Origin of the sequence: Trinickia dinghuensis, assembly GCF_003367175.1 — a bacterium.
GTDB classification, from domain to species: Bacteria; Pseudomonadota; Gammaproteobacteria; order Burkholderiales; family Burkholderiaceae; genus Trinickia; species Trinickia dinghuensis.
In genome coordinates, this window is record NZ_QRGA01000001.1 from 216,122 (window position 1) to 233,345 (window position 17,224).

The window sequence follows — 17,224 nt, forward strand, 5'->3', positions numbered from 1 at the left end:
GGATCCTCTCGCTTCAAGAAGCCTCAGCCGAATAAGAGCAATACCGCGGCACCCATCGGCACCGCATTCATATCGCCTTCTTCGCTCGCAAAGCGTCGATCTCCGCCGCGCTCGCTTCGAGCCAATCGGCCAGCACCTCTTCCGTATGCTGGCCGAGCGTAGGCGGCGCGTTCCGATACTGCACGGGAGACTCGGAGAGCCGAATCGGATTCGCCACGAGCGGCACCTCCTTCGCCAGCGGATGCGACATCTCGATGCGCGTGCCGCGGGCCTGCACATGCGGATCAGCAAACACCCGATCGAGCGTGTTGATCGGCCCACACGGCACGCCTGCCGCTTCCATCGCGGCAACCCATTCGTCGGTCGTGCGTTGCACCGTCTTCCCGTGAATCAGCGCGATCAACTCGCTCCGATGCTTCACGCGCTGCGGATTGGTGACGAAGCGCTCATCGCTAGACCATTCCGGGTTACCCAACGTCTTGCACAAACTCGCGAACTGACTATCGTTGCCGACGGCCACGATCATGTATCCGTCGGCAGTCGGAAACTCTTGATACGGCACGATGTTCGGATGCGCATTGCCCATGCGCCGGGGCACGATCCCGCCCACCAAATAATTCGCCGCTTGGTTTGCAAGACATGCGATCTGCACGTCGAGCAGCGCCAGATCGACATGCTGCCCCTCGCCGGATTGCTCCCTACGCTTCAATGCGGCCAACACAGCAACCGTCGCATAGAGCCCCGTCATGATGTCCGTCAACGCCACGCCGACTTTCATCGGGCCACCGCCCTCCGTACCGTCGGGACGGCCGGTCAGGCTCATCAAACCGCCCATTCCTTGAATCAGGAAATCGTAGCCGGCGCGCGTGGAGTAAGGTCCGCTCTGCCCAAAACCGGTAATCGAGCAATAGACGAGTCGCGGATTGATCGCCTTGAGGCTCGCGTAATCGAGCCCGTATTGCTCGAGTCCGCCCACCTTGAAGTTCTCGAGCACGACGTCGGCCTTGCTCGCCAACGCTCGTACGAGGCGCCGCCCCTCCGCGCTCGCGATATCGATCGTCACCGATCGCTTATTGCGGTTGGCGCTCAGATAGTAGGCCGACTCGCCCGTTGAATTCCCATCGGGATCGTTCAACCAAGGCGGCCCCCAAGCGCGGGTATCGTCACCGGCGCCCGGACGCTCCACCTTGACGACGTCGGCGCCGAGATCGGCGAGCAACTGACCGGCCCACGGGCCGGCCAGCACGCGCGAGAGATCGAGGACGCGCACGCCGGCAAGCGCCCCCGCTTGCAAGATATCGTTCATGACGATCGCAATTTAGAACGTTAGAACGCGGCAATCCCAGTCATGGCGCGGCCGAGAATCAGCGCGTGAATGTCGTGCGTCCCTTCGTACGTGTTCACCACTTCGAGATTCACGAGATGACGGGCAATGCCGAATTCGTCGCTGATGCCGTTGCCACCAAGCATGTCGCGCGCCATGCGAGCGATGTCGAGCGCCTTGCCGCACGAGTTGCGCTTCATGATCGACGTGATCTCGACGGAAGCCGTTCCTTCGTCCTTCATGCGGCCGAGCCGCAAGCAGCCTTGCAAACCGAGCGTGATTTCGGTCTGCATATCCGCGAGCTTCTTTTGAATGAGTTGGTTCGCCGCGAGCGGTTTACCGAATTGCTTACGATCGATCACGTATTGGCGCGCGCGGTGCCAGCAATCCTCGGCCGCGCCGAGCGCGCCCCAAGCGATCCCGAAGCGCGCGCTGTTCAGGCAAGTGAACGGCCCCTTCAAGCCGCGCACGTCGGCGAAGGCGTTTTCTTCCGGACAGAAGACTTCGTCCATGACGATCTCGCCCGTAATCGAGGCCCGCAATCCGACCTTCCCGTGAATCGCCGGCGCCGACAGTCCCTTCCAACCCTTTTCCAACACGAAGCCGCGGATCGCGCCTTCATCGTCCTTCGCCCAAACGACGAACACATCCGCAATCGGGCTGTTCGTGATCCACATCTTGCTGCCCGTCAGCTGATACCCGCCCGCCACCTTGCGTGCGCGCGTCACCATGCTTCCCGGGTCCGAACCGTGATTCGGCTCCGTCAATCCGAAGCAGCCGATCCACTCGCCCGTCGCGAGCTTCGGCAGGTATTTCTGTTTGACGGCTTCGCTGCCGAACTCGTTGATCGGCACCATCACGAGCGAGGACTGAACGCTCATCATCGAGCGATAGCCCGAATCGACACGTTCCACTTCACGCGCCACGAGACCGTAGCTGACATAGTTGAGGCCCGCGCCGCCGTAAGCCTCGGGAATCGTCACGCCGAGCAGCCCGAGATCGCCCATCTCGCGGAAGATGGCCGGATCCGTCTGCTCGTGGCGGAACGCCTCGAGCACACGCGGGGCGAGGCGCTCTTGGCAATAGGTGCGCGCCGATTCGACGACCATCCGCTCCTCTTCGCTCAACTGCTGCGTCAGCAGTAAAGGATCATCCCATTGGAACGGCGAGGACTTGTGCTGTTGGCTCATTTCTGACTCGGAAGGTATTGATCGTGGTGTCAATCTAGCGGCTGCTCCGCGTCGAAGCAAACGATTTCTTGTCAGCAACCTGTGCGAAAATCGCACAAGTTAGCCGCCCGAGGGTTTGTGCCATGCGCCGAAAAATTCCGTCCACCCTCGCCCTGTCCGCCTTCGAGGCGGCAGCGCGCCACCAGAGCTTCACGAAAGCCGCCGATGAACTGGCGGTGACGCAAAGCGCTATCTGCAGACAAATCGCCTCGTTGGAAGACTTTCTCGGCCTGAAGCTGTTTCGCCGCGATCGGCGAGGGGTGGCGCTGACCGAAGCCGGCGTTGCCTATAGCCGCAAGGTGGCGTCACGGCTCGACGATGTCGAGCGGGACACGGTGGAGTTGATGGGCCGGGGCGGCACGGGCGGCACGCTCGAAGTCGCCGTGGTGCCTACGTTCGCGACGAAGTGGCTGCTCCCGCGCATGCCGCAATTCATGGAGGCCCACCCGGACATCACGATCAACCTGACGACGCGCACTCGTCCGTTCCTGTTCGGCGACACGGAGTTCGATGCCGCACTTTACGCGGGCCCCGCAACGTGGCCGGGGACGGGAAGCCGATTCCTGATGCGCGAGAGTTTGATCCCCGTGTGCAGTCCCACCCTGATTGCCCCCCGAAAAAAACTCAATGCCGCCGACTGGTCTCGCTATCGCCTATTGCAGCAGAGCACACGGCCCTATGCGTGGCGCGACTGGTTCGCATCGCTCGGCATGCGGGTCGAAGGCGATATGTCGGGGCCGAGGTTCGAGCTGTTTTCGATGCACACGGAAGCGGCCATTCAGGGAATCGGCATCGCCCTGCTGCCCCGCCTGTTGATCGAGGACGAGCTGAGACGTGGCGCTTTGATCTCCGTCGTTCAGCATGACTATCTGAGCGACCGGTCGTACTACCTCATCTACCCGGAGCAGAAGTCCGACAGCGCGCCGCTGGTCACTTTTCGCGAATGGATCGAAGAGGAGGCTCGCAGCTATCGCGAGCCGTTGGGGCTGGGGTGATCTCCGGCTGCGAGCGACGAGCGGCGCGCGAGGCTTGCTATGGAGCATTCTCATGATGCCGCGGCGCATAGCGCTCGGACAGCGCTTCGTACAAGGGCGGGGCAAAGAACCGAGAAACGCGGCTGGCAATTAGCGCAGTCGCCATCAGCGAAATCACGAGGGCGTGCCCGTTGATCATCTCGATCACGATGACGAAGGCCGTGATGGGGCTTTGCGTCACCGCGGCCAGATAGCCGACCATCCCCAGCGCGATCAGCATCGGCAGTTGCATCTGTGAAAACAGCATGTGCAACGCATTGCCGACACCCGCGCCGATCGCCAGCGACGGTGCGAACAACCCGCCAGGCACCCCCGGCAGATACGACCCCACCATCGTGATCATTTTGAATGCCGGATAGAGCGCGGTGACATGCCCGTGGCCTTCCAGCATGGAGCGCGCTTCCGCATAGCCGCTGCCGAAGGTATGCCCCGAACTGGCGATCCCGATTATCGCGATCAGCAATCCGCACGCGGCACCGAATACAACTGGGCGTTGTGCCCGTATGCGCAAAACGGTCTGCGGCATCCAGCGCTTCGTGTTGAGCAGCAACCAGCAAAAGATGCCTCCAGCGATACCCGTAAGCAGTCCCATCAACGGCACCGCACCGACGAGAAGGTCCGGAAGGCGCGGACCGATGTCGATCGTTCCGAAATACACGTAATTGCCTTGAAGCCCGAGCGATACGACACCGGCGAAGATGATCGCGGTGATGAGGACACCGCTCGTGCGGGCTTCGAAACTGCGCGTGAGCTCTTCAATGGCGAACACGACGCCCGCGAGGGGCGCGTTGAATGCCGCGGAAAGACCTGCGGCCGCGCCGGCCAGCGTGAGCCTGCGCTCGAGCGCAGCGCCGTGGATTGCGTTGAAACGCGCCGGGTAGAACCGCCGCAAGCTGAACATCAGCGAAGCGCCGACGTGAATGGTGGGCCCTTCTCGCCCTATCGTCAGACCGCCGAGGATTGCCAGGAACGAAACGAAAATCTTGCCGATCAAGATTGGAATCGTCAGCAGGCGCTGGCCCAATTCCCTCGGACCATGCAATGCGGCGATCACCTGCGGGATGCCGCTACCTTCCGCACCGTCGAAGAAACGCCTCGTTATCCAGACACATGCCGCGCTGATCGCAGGCGTCACGAGCAACGGCAGCCATCGGTTGTGTGCTACGCGATGCAGAAAGAGGTCGTAGCCGAAATCGATCAAGCGGGCATAAAGCACGGCGATCAACCCCGCGACAATGGCGCCGATCCAGAACACCCCGTAGTGAAGCCAAAGTTTGTAGGCGTGCTGAAAGGACCACTTGTCCGTCGGAACTCGGAGATGCATGACTTTTGATTTTGCGCGAAAGCGCAAGTATACCGGCCCAGTCTTGCCTCCGGCCACCTGCCGATTCAGGTGCGCGTTCGCCGCGTATTGGTCGCGGGGCCGATACGTGTAAATGAGGATACGTGCGACTGCTTATGCGTATTACTATTGGACATCCGGTTGCCGCGTTGAACGACGGTAACCCGTAGCTCGCGCGCGACACTCCGTTGATCGCGATCCGGCCCATAACAGGGTGATCTCACGGCGGTGAACCTTGTACATACGAAGGCAACGATGCGGCCACCTTTCGCTGAGCTGACTAAAGCCGTCGTCATCTTCGTTACCGCTTTTTGCGGCAACGTGAACGCCACGGCCCCGAGTCGGATCTTGGACGAAACCGTTCAGGTGAACCCTTCCGAGTCACCCATCGCGGTGAAATCGGAGCGGCGCACAGGGGAGCGCGCACGCCGCGTGGTTGTGGCATCGCATAGTCACCGTGAGGAACGAATGGATCGCCGGCGGGCTGCGGAGACCCTTGCGGACGACAACCGGGAGTTACTGAGCCCCTCTTCCGATCACTACATAATGCCGCGCACGCTATTCGGCGCCGGGAGCATCGCCCTGAGCGCGTTGGGTGACGGCGCGCCTGATTTCGTCGCGCGCTCTTGATGGATGCGCGCCGTCCGGGTGAATCCTTTTTCATCCGGGCAGGCACAAAATTGGCTGCTGCCAAAAGCGACTCGAACTGAGAGCTTCCGGTGCGCCGCGCCTTTGCGCAGGCAGCCGAACAGCTCGCCTGCCTTATGAATCGCTTGAGTAACGGTCTCGACTCTTTCGGAACAGTGCTGCTCGTCGACGACGACGAGGCCACGAGGGCCGCCTTTTCGGCGATGCTGGCGCCAATCGGCTACTTCGTTTTCTGCGCGCCCAACGGCGCGGCCGCGCTCGAAAGTCTTCGGATGGCGCGTCCGGATGCCGTCGTCACCGATCTGGACATGCCCTTGCTGGGTGGCATCGACCTGTGCCTGGCGATCCGCGCGGACCAGCGATTCCGCCATTTACCGGTCATCGCGGCGTCGTCGCTGCAGCCGGACGAATCCACGCAGTCGGCCCTGTTCGACCTGTACCTGCGCAAGCCGGTCCCGCCAGAACGGCTCGTCTCGGCCGTAGCCGCGTTCGTCCAAAGCCGGCCGGGAGCGATCGCCTTGGCTTCCATGCCTCACTCGCAGGAAGAAGAGAGCGAGCCGAACGCCGCATGCATCGCGTTTTGCGGCGCAGCGCGCTCGCCGGGAAACCGCTAACTACGGTCGATGGCCCATGACGGCCATCGATCCCCTAATGCGGCGCCCAGTCACTCCTTCGGCTGGAGCGCGTGCAAGCTCATGGCGAGCGACACCGAAGTGAAATAGCCGATCGTGACTAGCAATTCGGCTATCACGGCGCGGCCAAGCTCGGCATCGTAGCGGGCAAAGCGCGCGTCGTCGATCACGCCACCGGCCAACATATCGTTGACCGCATCGCACACCGCGCCGAAGCGCCCGCTCTCCCCCTCGAAGTGCCGCTGATCGAGAATCGCAGCGACCACATCCTCGGGAACGCCGGCCTTCAGTGCATGCCGGCGGTGATTGGCGATCACATACTTTGCATTCCAAAACACCGCCGTCGACAGGATCGCCACTTCGCTCTCCGCCTCGGTCAGCACCGGCGAGCGATCGACGTGGGTGCCGATGATTTCCATCCCTTCGGCCAGATTCGGGTTGTGCAGCCAAATGTTGAACGGCGTGGGAATGCGTCCCCGTCCTTCGCCGAGCTTCGCGATGACCTTCTTTTGCGCGTCGCCGGCGTGTTCCGGGTCGATACGTTGGAGTCGATTGTCCGCCATGCTATTTCCCATTCCTTCAAATTATCCGATGAGGCTGCTCGGCCAGGGCATATGAATGATCTGGTCGAAGACGCCGTAGACGATCGCGGTCACGCAAGCCGCGAGAATCAAACTGAGTTTCCAGGACTCGCGCCCTTCGATGCGCATGTACGCCACGATCATCAGCGGCACCGTCGCGATCATCCCGATCACCGACGTACAGACGAGAAACGCGACGAACCAGCCGAAGAACCTTGCCGCGCGCAGCAGGACAGTCTTGGTCGACAGCGATACGTCGTGCTGGCCGGCGATGTCCATGTGAATCCCGCCGCTGCCGCCCGCCCCCGCCTGTGCCGGCGTGAAGAAGACCTTGTACGCGAGACTGATGCCGCCCGCGATGACGAGGATGCTCGCGACCACCGTGGGGCCCATGCGCGCCATGGGCAGCCAGCCCTGGCAGCTCACGAGCATGTAGAGACCCACGCCGAGGAAGAACACGTAAGCGAGGTCTTCGGCCTTGAGCACGATCTTCCCGCTCAACCGCAGGCGCATGAGCCCGCCGCTGCGCAACAGCTTGAACAACGGCTTGAAAAAGACCACCGCCGAGAGACAAAGCAGAACCAGGACAACCGGCCGCGTCAGCCAATCCAGGCCGTAGCGCATCACGGAAATCGACATGTAGCGCTCCAGCAGCACGCCGAGGACCAGGCCGAGAATCAGCGGCGGACGTGCCCATTTCAAGCGCTTCATCGCCCAGCCGATCACTCCGGTAATGAGCAGCACGAACAGATCGCCCCAGCTACGCGAGCCTTGGAACGCACCCACATAAATGATGGGCATGATGACGGGCAGAATGAGCGTATAGCGCAGCGTCGAGATCTTCGCGAACTGCCCGCTGAGCAGGAAGCACAAGCCGGCCCCGAAGATGTTCGCGAGCGCGATCGACCAGACCATCGAATAAGTCAGCGCGAGATGCTTGGTCAGCATGTCGGGCCCGGGGATGAAGCCGTGCACCATCAATGCGCCGAGCAGAATCGCCTGTGCCGCGCCACCCGGCACGCCGAAAGCCAGCATCGGCACGAGACTGCCGCCCTCTCTCGCGTTATTGGCCGCCTCCGGCGCGATCACGCCGCGCACGTCGCCCTTCGTAAAAGTATCCTTGGCGCCGCGCGCGGTTTGCATCGCATGGCCATAGGCGATCCAGTCGGTCACCGCGCCGGTAATGCCCGGGATAGCGCCGAGCACCGAGCCCAATCCCCCGCAGCGCAGAACGAGAAACCAGTTGCGCAGACTGTCGAGCACGCCTTGGCGCATGCCTTCCCGCGAACTGAACTGCACGTTCTCGGCGATCGCGGTGCGTCGAATGGCAAGTTCGCACAGTTCCGGCAGCGCGAAGATACCGAGGATGATCGGCACCAGCGGAATCCGGTCCTGCAGATAGAGCGTCCCACCCGTCCAACGCAACTGCCCGGTCTCGATGTTCGTGCCGATCATGCCGACCAGAATGCCGAAGCAGGCCGCGACGACGCCCTTCAAGGGCGCGTTGCCCGACAAGGCCGACACCATCGAGATGCCGAATATCGTCAGTGCGAGCATCTCGGGCGTGCCGATCGAGAGGACGAGCGGGCGCACCAACGGCAGCGAGACCCCCAGGATGACCGCCCCGATCAACCCGCCGAACAACGACGACATATAGCAGGCGCTAAGCGCGCGCGACGCTTCACCGCGCTGGGTCATCGGCAGGCCGTCGAGCACGGTCGCCTGCGAAGCGGCGTGCCCCGGTACGCCGAACAGCACCGCCGGGATCACGTCGGAAGTCGTGATGACCGACGCCATGCCGAGCAGCATCGCGAAGGCCGCGTACGGGTCCATCGTGTAGGTGAACGGCACCAGCAGCGCGAATCCGGTCAGCCCGCCGATCCCGGGCAACAGTCCAATCGCCAGCCCGACGAGCACGCCGAACCACAGAAAGACCAAACGGTTGAATTGCAAGATTATCGACAGCGCATGGCCCGCTGCGGATAGAGTTGCGTGGTCGAAGAAATGCATGAGTCATCCTGATTGGCGAGCTGGCCGAAGCGGGCGCACGCTGCGATGCGATAGGGTCAGGCAAGCGTGGGGTAAAGCACCTTTGCCGTACGGCCCCAGACCCACGCGCTCTCCTCCTCGCTCAAGCTCGCGAAACAGGCATGCCCTTGGTCGATCAGCTTCTTCAACGGCCCTGCGGACGCCGGGTAGTTCGAGCCGAACGCCAGATGGTGCGCGCCGAATACCTTGACCAGATGCGGGAAGAACGCATCCGCGCCGCCCGGCGCCGCCTGCGCGAGATCGAACGTGCGCGGCGTGATCTTCAAGTAGACGTTCTCGTATTTCGCGAGAGCGAACAATTCGGCGCAGGCCGTATAGGGCGCCCCGCCGTCGAGCACGGGACGCGCGCAGTGATCGAGCGCGATGTTCACCGTAGGAAAACGCTCGGCCAGTTCGACCACCATCGGCAAACCGTCCGTTGTCGTCTGAACCACCATCGTCATGCCGATGTCCGCGCAACGCTCCCAGATCGGAAAGGTTGCTGGATTGACCAGCCAGCGTCCGTCGCTTTGATGCGTGGCGCCGCCCGTGAACAAGCGAATCCCGCCCATTCCGTTGGCCAGCCAATGATCGAACGTCTTCAACGCATCGGGCGCGAGCAAATCGAACGAGTAGACGCCGGTGAATCGCTTCGGGTCCGTCGCCACGCTATCGGCCACGTACGAATTGTTGTGACCGTAGGTCGTCGAGGAATGCACGATCGCGGCTTTGGCCACCCCCGCCTCATCCATCTCGGCGATCATCTGCTCGAACGTCACCGGACGCGTGGCGGACCAATTCGAGCGATGCCCATGCTGGGGAGCGATGGGATAGCGAACCGTATCGGTTGAAATGATATGGGGGTGAATGTCGATGATTTCTGGCTTCATGGGATAAAACCTCTTGCTCAATTTTGCTCAGCTGCTGTCGTTACTGGGCACTGAAGATAAGCTTGCGCGCACCCTCTATCTCGGGTTGGGGCGTCGCGTACAGCTTGCTCACGATCTGTTCCACCGCGTCCCCGTCGATCGGATCGATCGGGAAGCCTTGCTTTTTCATCACGGCGATAAATTCGGGATCCGCGATCGCCTTCGCGAAGGCCGTGCGCAACGCCTGCAGACGATCGGGAGGGACGCCTTGCGGCACGGCGATCGGTCGCCCCGCGGCGAACGGCGCCAGGAACAGATCGAACAAAGCTTTGACGTCGGGGTTCGTGATGTAGGCACTGAGATTGGGGACGCCGGGCAGGCTCGGCGACGTCGTCCAACCCAAATCCAACAGCACCTTCAATTTGCCGTTGGCTAGCATGTGCGCCGGCTCGCCGACGGCCAGCCCGTCGACCGTCGAGGCCCAGCCGTCCACCTCGCCGCGCTGCATCGCCAGATACACTTCGCCTCGCCCCGTGTAGCCGGGAACGATCGTCATCTTCGTGCCGAGGTATCGATTGAGCAGCGCGGGCAGCGTGCGATCCTCGTTGGAGAAACCGGTCGCGCCGATGTACAGCTTTTTCTTGAAGAGATCGTTCGCGGTCGTGACGCCCGACCGGGTCATCGCCACCAAGCAGTAGTCGACCTTGTCGAGACTGCCGAGCCACCTGACTTTTCTCGGATCGAAGCTGTTCTGCCTCGTATCGAGCAACGGAATGTAGAGGTTGTTGCGCTGCAGGAAGCCGACCACCGTGCCGTCGTTCGGCTGGCTGGATTGAAGCGATGCCGCCGCCACCATGCCGCCCGCGCCCACGACGTTCATGACGACCGCATCGGGCTTCCCGGGAAGGTATTTGACGAAGAAACGCGCGAACTGACGCGCGAGAATATCGGTCGGCGTGCCGGCGTCGGCGCTGACGATCAGCGTGACGGTCTTACCCCGATAGAACTGCGCGACGGACTGACCGAACGCGGGTGCGGCGAGCGTCATCGCGACAACGCTGATCAGCGCGATGCAGGCGCGAATGGCGGTCCGAAAGTTCATGGTCGTGCCTGTCTCCTCTTACCGTGATCCGAGGTAATGGCAAGCCGGAGACGATTACCGTCCGGGCGTTGGATCACGTGTCTCCGCTTGCTTGTTGAATGAACGCACTGACATTCTGCCAGCGCGTTCTCGCAGGTCTATTGAGAAAAACGGCCCGGGGTTTGAGGAAATGGTTAACGCCCGGGTTGGGGTGCCGGATAGCTCGCGTGCCGTCGCGCCTTCGCCGGCGCCGGCAACCCCTTAAGATCGCTTCGTCTTGACCGGATGGGCAACCGGGCTCGGTACCGCACCGGGCCCTGCCTGCAATTGCTGCGCGGCTTCCTCCAGGCACGACACCATGAGTCGCGCGCTCGGCGTCAGCCCTCGATTGCGATTCCACAGCACACCGGTCGGACGCAGGAGCCGAGGCAAGCTCAACGGGAGAATATGAAGCGGCTGCGTGACGTCGCTGGCAGGCGAGCCGGCCATGACCGCAATGAACTCCGAGACCTGCAGATGCGCGCGCGCGACGTGGACCGAGAGCGTCTCGATGTAGTTGTTGGTCAGCGGCACTTCGTGCGCCTCGAGTGCGCGCTCGAGCGGGTCGCGCAAGATCGAGCCGGGCGGCGGCAGTATCCAGGGATAGGAGCGCAGATCGTCCCACGTCAGGGACTTCTTGCGCGCCAGCGGATGATGCCGGCCCGTGACGAGCACCACCGGTTCTTCGAGAAGCTCCAATTCCTCGAAGCTGCCGAGCGTATCGGGCGGAGGCAGGCGGCCCACCACCAAGTCGAGATGGCCTTGCCACAGTTCAGGCAACAGCAGCGCTGTCGTGCCTTCGCTGACCATGGCGTTCGTACCCGGCGAGCGCTGCTTGAGGATGCCGAGCGCATGCGGCAGCAGCACGGAAGCCGAGGCCGGCAGCATGCCGATATTGATCTTGCCCTCGGTTCCGGAGCTAAGGGCTTTCAGCTCGTCCCTGGCCTGGTGCAGGATCGTCAACATCGATTTCGCGTGACGAATCAAGCACTCGCCGTAGGGTGTGGGCATCAACCCTTGGCCCGTGCGCGAGAACAACGTGAGCCCGAGCCCTCGTTCGAGCTCGGCCAGCGACTTGGACACTGCAGGGACGGTCACATGCGTGACGTCGGCCACTTGCGTGAGATTGCGATACGTGTCGATCGTCACGAGCAAGCGCAGGTGACGGGCTTTTAAATTGACCTGCAGGTACCAATCGAATTCGGACACCGTGTGTACCTCCACGGTATGGAGTTTACTGTCTAGTTAAGCACGCAGCAATTTTATTCAATCGACTCGGTCATTGCCCGCGGGGCATGCTCGGGAAACCACCCATCAAAAAACGGGGTCAACCACCGTCGTTTCCCACTGGCATGGAATCCGATGTGCGCAGCCAGGGTTCGACGGGCCGCCGATAGGCTCCGACCCCGACACGGAGACAACACCCATGACTCAACCGTTCGACCGCCGCCGATTCTTGCGCAGCGCGGGCCTGCTCGGGCTCAGCGTTGCCGCCGGTGGGCTCGCGGCACCCTATGTTGCGCGAGCCGCCGCCACCCAGGCCACCCGGATCAGGATCGTCAGCAATCCGGGGCTGGAAAACGCCACGATGAACGCGCTGATGGAGCAACAAGGCTACTTCAAGCGCTTCGGCGTCGACGCGGTGATCGTTCAAGCCCCCGGCGCCACTGGACCGTTCGACGCGATCGTCGGCGGAAAAGCGGACGTCTGCATGGTGTCGGGCTACGACGGGGTGCTTTCTCGGATCGCGCAAGGCGCGCCCGTCAAGATCGTCGGCGCCGGGATGAAAAAGGTCGCATTGACCGTCTTTGCGAAACCCGAAGGCATCGCGACACTGGCCGATCTACAAGGCAAGACGGTCGCGGTCGGTCCGGCCCGAGGACTGCTGCATTCGTTGATGCTGCAGCTATTGAAGGAAAAGGGTATCGACGCATCGCGGATCGCGTTCGTCGACAAGGGCAGCAACGACCAGTGCCACGAAGCGGTGGTGAAGGGCGAAGCCGATGCCTGCTGCTCGAGCATCTCGCATCTGAACGATAACGATGGGCTCGCCGTGATCAAAGAAGGCGACATGTGGCAAGCGCTGCCGAAATGCGTCTTCCAAACCGCCTATGCCTCCGATGACGCGCTCACGAACAAACAGCAGGGGCTGATTGCGGTCATGGCCGCCTACGGCGCGCTCTACGAATACCTGATGTCGCCGGCGTCTCGCGACGCCTTCTTCGAAGCACGCAAGCGCGCGCAGAAGACATTCGACGACGCTTCGGCGCGCGCCATTTGGACCTTCGATCAAGCGCAACGGCCCTACTCCAAAGACCTTTCGTTGACCGACGGCGACATCGGCTATCTGCAGGACATGTACGTCGGCCTGGACACCTTGAAGCGTAAGCAGCCGATCGACGAGGTAGCCGATATGTCGGCGGCCAAAGCCGCGGCAAAGTTGCTGGGCTGATTCGATCGCGGCGGGGAAGTCGCGTCTTCCCCCTTGTTATTCCCGAATCAATCGAAACATTCCGATTCAATCGACGACCGCAGGCACTTCAGCGCTTCGCCGCATCAACCGTTCAACGCTTCAAACCAATGAGCCCGGCGATCAAGCTTCAAAACTCGATCGCCGGGCTCACGTGCGCGGCTTCCCGCACCGATGTCAAAACATCAGAACGTGTGCCGAATCCCCGCGATGATCGAGATCTGCGAGCCGCCGGGCACCGCACCGGGAACCGGCGAGAGATTGCTCGCCGACAGTGCGAGCTTGCCGCCGTTCTTGATGTGCTCCCCGGTCAAGTAGACCGCGGTGGTCTTCGAAAGGAAGTACTGGCCGCGCAATACGAGCACCAACGCCTTATTGGGCGAGCCGTCGTATTTCAGTTGCGCCACCATGCTGTCGATTGACACGGAAGGCATCACGCGCACCTTGCTCGACAGCCAGAACAGATTGCTCTTCGGCGTCGCAATCCCTTCGTCGTCACGCCGGATCCAGCCCGCACCGATCGAGGCTTTACTGATGTCGACGTGACCGCTGATAATGAACCGGCTGTCCGTCTTCTTAGGCGAAGTGAGGCCGCCCCACGTTGCCGAAGTACCGCCGTACTGCCGCTCGTAGGAGTTGGTGATGCCCCAGTTCTTCCCTTCGTACTTGAGCAGCGTCGAGTATTCGCGGCACTCCGTCGAGGGAGTCGTTTCGCCCGGGCAGTCCGATGCGACCGAAGTCGTGCCGACAACCGTATCGCGGCCGAAACTGTAATTCAACCCAGCTTCGAACCCACCCAAGTGAACGCGATAGCTGACGGCATTATCCGCGCGGGCATTGGCAAATCCGTTGTCCAAAGTCGTGAGACCTTGCGCGCCGGTGCCGAACGGATTGCCTTCGTGGTTCGCGAAGAACCGCATCGTATATTGACGGCCGAACGTCAGGCGGCCATAGGGGCCATCGAGTCCGACATACGACTGCCGTCCGAACAAACGTCCGCCCTGCAGCGAGCTGCCGGTGTTCGGTGCAAAGCCGGCTTGCAAATCGAAGATGGCGTGTGTCCCGCCTCCCAGATCCTCGCTACCTCGCATTCCGAAGTAGGAGGTCGCCGTCCCCGCCCCTTCACGCACGGCGTTGGAAGTCGTTTTACCGGTTGGGACGTTGTTGACGAACTCCACGCCTTGATCGATCAAACCGTAAATGGTCACCGCGCTCCCGCTCGGGTAGCTTGGGTAGCCGGCGCTCGTGTTCTCCCCCGTTTCGCCACCCCATGCCGGGGCAGTACAAATCAGCGCCGCGAAAGCGCATGCTGCGATCTTTTTCATAGCCCTGCCTGTCTCCTGATGATGCTCGGCCATCGTGGCGCGCTTGTCGGCGACTTCCATCGTGGCGGATTGCTTCCGCTCGGTATTGAGTGAACGCACTTAATGGTTGCTTGCGCCCCTCTTGTAATCCATTGAAAAAATCGGCCTCTTGTTTGAGTGAACGGTTAAGTGCTAAGCGGCAGATAGGAGCGAGCGCGATATCGCGGATCGTGCGGAGGGAAAACCACTAGCGATGAACGACATGGAAGTGATGCGAAAAACTAACGGCCGCTGCCGGGCTCGTGACCCATCGTCAACTGCTCGGCAGCCTCTTCCAAGCACGACACCATGAGCCGCGCGCTGGGCGTGAGTCCTCGGTTACGATTCCACAGCACGCCCGTCGGACGCAGCAGCCGAGGCAAGCTCAGCGGCAGCACGTGAAACGGGTGCGTCGGGTCGTTGGCGGGGATACCGGACATCACGGCGATGAAATCCGAGACCTGCAGGTGAGCGCGCGCAACGTGAATCGAGAGCGTCTCGATGTAGTTGTTGGTCAACGGCACCTCATGCGCCTCGAGCGCGCGTTCCAACGGATCGCGCAGTATCGAGCCGAGCGGCGGCAGTATCCAGGGATAGGAACGCAGATCGGCCCACGTCAGCGTCTTCTTGCGTGCCAGCGGATGGTGACGGCCCGTCATGAGCATCACCGGCTCTTCGAGCAGCTCCTTCTCCTCGAAGCTGCCGAGCGTATCGGGCGGCGGCAGGCGGCCCACCACCAAGTCCAAATGGCCTTGCCACAGTTCGGGCAGCAGCGACGACGTCGTGCCTTCGCTCACCATCACGTTCGTACCCGGCGATCGCTGCTTGAGGATGCTCAGCGCATGCGGCAACAGCACGGAGGCGGAAGCCGGCAACATGCCGACGTGAACCTTGCCCTCTGTGCCCGAACTCAGCGCCTTCAACTCGTCCCGGGCCTGATGCAGGACCGACAATATCGAGCGCGCGTGGCGAATCAGGCACTCTCCATAGGGCGTGGGCAGCACCCCCTGCGCGGTGCGCGAGAACAGCGTCAGCCCAAGCCCCCGTTCCAGCTCGGCCAACGACTTCGAAACCGCGGGCACGGTCACATGGGTGACGTCGGCCACTTGTGTCAGATTGCGATAAGTGTCGATCGTCACGAGCAAGCGCAAGTGCCGCGCTTTCAAGTTGATCTGTAGATACCAGTCGAGTTCTGACACGTCGTGTACTCCATTGATACGGTTTGCTGCTTCAAGCTTCAAGCTTCGAACTACGAACTACGAACTACGATCAAGCGCGGGCGGGGGCGTGCTCGAATCGATCGACGGCGTCTAGCTCCGCATGGCGGCATGGCCGCCATCCGTCGCGTTCAATCACTGCAACGCGTCTCGTCTTGCGAGCGGCTTGAACAAGCGACTCCAAGCCAAGCTGACGAGAATCGTCGCGCAGCCGCCCAATACGACCGACCCAACCGCGCCGAATACCGCGGCCGTCACCCCGGATTCGAATTCTCCAAGCTGATTGCTCGCGCCGATGAACAGCGTATTGACCGCGGCGACGCGTCCGCGCATGTGATCGGGCGTTTCGAGCTGAATCAACGTCTGCCGCACCACCACACTGATCGTGTCCGCACCGCCTGAAATCGCCAGCAAAACAAGCGACACCGGAAAAGAGCGAGAAAACCCGAAAGCGACCGTGCATGCGCCGTAGGTGGCCACGGCGATCAACAGCTTCTTGCCCACGCCTTTTCCGATCGACCGGTGCGAGAGTGCAAGGCCTACGCACAGCGCGCCCACGGCCGGCGCGGCGCGCATCAATCCCAGTCCTTGCGGCCCGACATGTAGAATCGATTTCGCGTAGATGGGCAGCAGCGCGGTGGCGCCGCCGAACAGAACGGCAAACAGATCGAGGGAGATGGCTCCGAGCAGCAACGGGCGGCTCCAAACGAAGCGCAGGCCGGCGAGCACCGTTTCCGCCGTGACGGGCACCCGCGACGGCGCGACATAGTCGTAGCGCACGAGGACGTATAGCGCAGCACTCACCAGGAACAATGCCGCGCAAGTGAAGTACACGACATCGATGCCGATCGAGAACAGCAGCCCGCCCAGCGCGGGCCCGGCAATCACGGCCATCTGCTGGGTCGAAGTACTCAGCGCCAACGAACGGGCCAGCAGTCTCGGCGATACGAGCATGGGCAGCAGCGCCTGCTGCCCGGACATTTGGAAGGGCCGAATGGCGCCGAGAACGAGCGAGAGAAAGAGCAGTTCATCCCTCGATGCGAAATGCATCGTCGTCGACGCGGCAAGCAGCACCGCGGTGGCGCCTTGAGCCGCGACGCAAACCGCAACCATGCGGCCGCGATGCAAGCGATCGGCGAAATGGCCGGCGACGAACGTCGTGGCGAGCCCGGGAAGGAATTGAAAGAGCCCGACGAGACCGAGATCCCACGCGCTCGAAGTCAGGTCGTACATGTGCCAGCTGATCGCCAGCATCAGCATCTGCTGGGCGGCGACCGAACCGACGCGGGCGATGAGAAAGCGGGTAAACGGCGCATGGCGCAGCAAGTGCGCCGGGCTGCGATCCGTCGGGTCGTCCCCGGTTTGAATGGGTGGCATGTCGATCGCC

14 protein-coding genes are annotated in these 17,224 nt (G+C 62.2%); 3 read left to right on the forward strand and 11 right to left on the reverse strand.

Translation table 11 applies throughout. The features are described 5' to 3' along the window. Positions 1 to 67 precede the first annotated feature (67 nt). Entirely contained in the window at positions 68 to 1,306 is a 1,239-nt protein-coding gene (locus tag DWV00_RS00945) for a CaiB/BaiF CoA transferase family protein (protein ID WP_115531669.1), read from the reverse strand. A 20-nt stretch (positions 1,307 to 1,326) separates the two neighbouring features. After that, positions 1,327 to 2,514, reverse strand: a complete 1,188-nt coding sequence (locus DWV00_RS00950) for an acyl-CoA dehydrogenase (protein WP_115531670.1) — start codon at positions 2,512 to 2,514, stop codon at positions 1,327 to 1,329. A 122-nt stretch (positions 2,515 to 2,636) separates the two neighbouring features. On the opposite strand from DWV00_RS00950, the gene DWV00_RS00955 reads away from it, so the two are divergent. Next, positions 2,637 to 3,548, forward strand: coding sequence for a LysR substrate-binding domain-containing protein (locus tag DWV00_RS00955; RefSeq protein WP_115531671.1), 912 nt, complete (start codon positions 2,637 to 2,639; stop codon positions 3,546 to 3,548). Between the two features lie 37 nt (positions 3,549 to 3,585). Here the strand turns inward: DWV00_RS00955 and DWV00_RS00960 are convergent, their stop codons facing one another. Then, positions 3,586 to 4,911, reverse strand: a complete 1,326-nt coding sequence (locus DWV00_RS00960; protein WP_115531672.1) for a chloride channel protein — start codon at positions 4,909 to 4,911, stop codon at positions 3,586 to 3,588. A 737-nt stretch (positions 4,912 to 5,648) separates the two neighbouring features. On the opposite strand from DWV00_RS00960, the gene DWV00_RS00970 reads away from it, so the two are divergent. Then, positions 5,649 to 6,191, forward strand: coding sequence for a response regulator (locus DWV00_RS00970; protein ID WP_115531674.1), 543 nt, complete (start codon positions 5,649 to 5,651; stop codon positions 6,189 to 6,191). 50 nt (positions 6,192 to 6,241) lie between these two features. Here the strand turns inward: DWV00_RS00970 and DWV00_RS00975 are convergent, their stop codons facing one another. The 5 genes from DWV00_RS00975 to DWV00_RS00995 all read right to left on the reverse strand — a co-directional run bounded on the left by DWV00_RS00975 (position 6,242) and on the right by DWV00_RS00995 (position 12,016). Beyond that, positions 6,242 to 6,772: a carboxymuconolactone decarboxylase family protein gene (locus DWV00_RS00975; RefSeq protein WP_115531675.1), complete on the reverse strand. Its 531-nt coding sequence runs from the start codon at positions 6,770 to 6,772 to the stop codon at positions 6,242 to 6,244. Positions 6,773 to 6,793: 21 nt separating this feature from the next. After that, positions 6,794 to 8,800 carry a tripartite tricarboxylate transporter permease gene (locus DWV00_RS00980; protein WP_115531676.1) on the reverse strand — a complete coding sequence of 669 codons (2,007 nt, stop codon included), beginning with the start codon at positions 8,798 to 8,800 and terminating at the stop codon, positions 6,794 to 6,796. A 56-nt stretch (positions 8,801 to 8,856) separates the two neighbouring features. Then, positions 8,857 to 9,708, reverse strand: a complete 852-nt coding sequence (locus DWV00_RS00985) for an amidohydrolase family protein (RefSeq protein ID WP_115531677.1) — start codon at positions 9,706 to 9,708, stop codon at positions 8,857 to 8,859. Positions 9,709 to 9,748: 40 nt separating this feature from the next. Continuing rightward, complete coding sequence (locus DWV00_RS00990) at positions 9,749 to 10,789, reverse strand: Bug family tripartite tricarboxylate transporter substrate binding protein (RefSeq protein ID WP_115531678.1); 1,041 nt, start codon at positions 10,787 to 10,789, stop codon at positions 9,749 to 9,751. Between the two features lie 240 nt (positions 10,790 to 11,029). Beyond that, positions 11,030 to 12,016 (reverse strand): LysR substrate-binding domain-containing protein, encoded by a 987-nt coding sequence (locus DWV00_RS00995; RefSeq protein ID WP_115532194.1) that lies wholly within the window; start codon positions 12,014 to 12,016, stop codon positions 11,030 to 11,032. A gap of 217 nt (positions 12,017 to 12,233) precedes the next feature. Between DWV00_RS00995 and DWV00_RS01000 the strand changes: the two genes are divergently transcribed. After that, positions 12,234 to 13,259 carry an ABC transporter substrate-binding protein gene (locus tag DWV00_RS01000; RefSeq protein ID WP_115531679.1) on the forward strand — a complete coding sequence of 342 codons (1,026 nt, stop codon included), beginning with the start codon at positions 12,234 to 12,236 and terminating at the stop codon, positions 13,257 to 13,259. Between the two features lie 203 nt (positions 13,260 to 13,462). Here the strand turns inward: DWV00_RS01000 and DWV00_RS01005 are convergent, their stop codons facing one another. The 3 genes from DWV00_RS01005 to DWV00_RS01015 all read right to left on the reverse strand — a co-directional run bounded on the left by DWV00_RS01005 (position 13,463) and on the right by DWV00_RS01015 (position 17,214). Then, on the reverse strand, positions 13,463 to 14,602 hold the full coding sequence (locus DWV00_RS01005; RefSeq protein WP_115532195.1) for a porin: 1,140 nt from the start codon (positions 14,600 to 14,602) through the stop codon (positions 13,463 to 13,465). 260 nt (positions 14,603 to 14,862) lie between these two features. Beyond that, positions 14,863 to 15,819 (reverse strand): LysR substrate-binding domain-containing protein, encoded by a 957-nt coding sequence (locus DWV00_RS01010; RefSeq protein ID WP_115532196.1) that lies wholly within the window; start codon positions 15,817 to 15,819, stop codon positions 14,863 to 14,865. A 153-nt stretch (positions 15,820 to 15,972) separates the two neighbouring features. Continuing rightward, positions 15,973 to 17,214 (reverse strand): MFS transporter, encoded by a 1,242-nt coding sequence (locus DWV00_RS01015; protein ID WP_115531680.1) that lies wholly within the window; start codon positions 17,212 to 17,214, stop codon positions 15,973 to 15,975. Between the last annotated feature and the right edge of the window lie 10 nt (positions 17,215 to 17,224).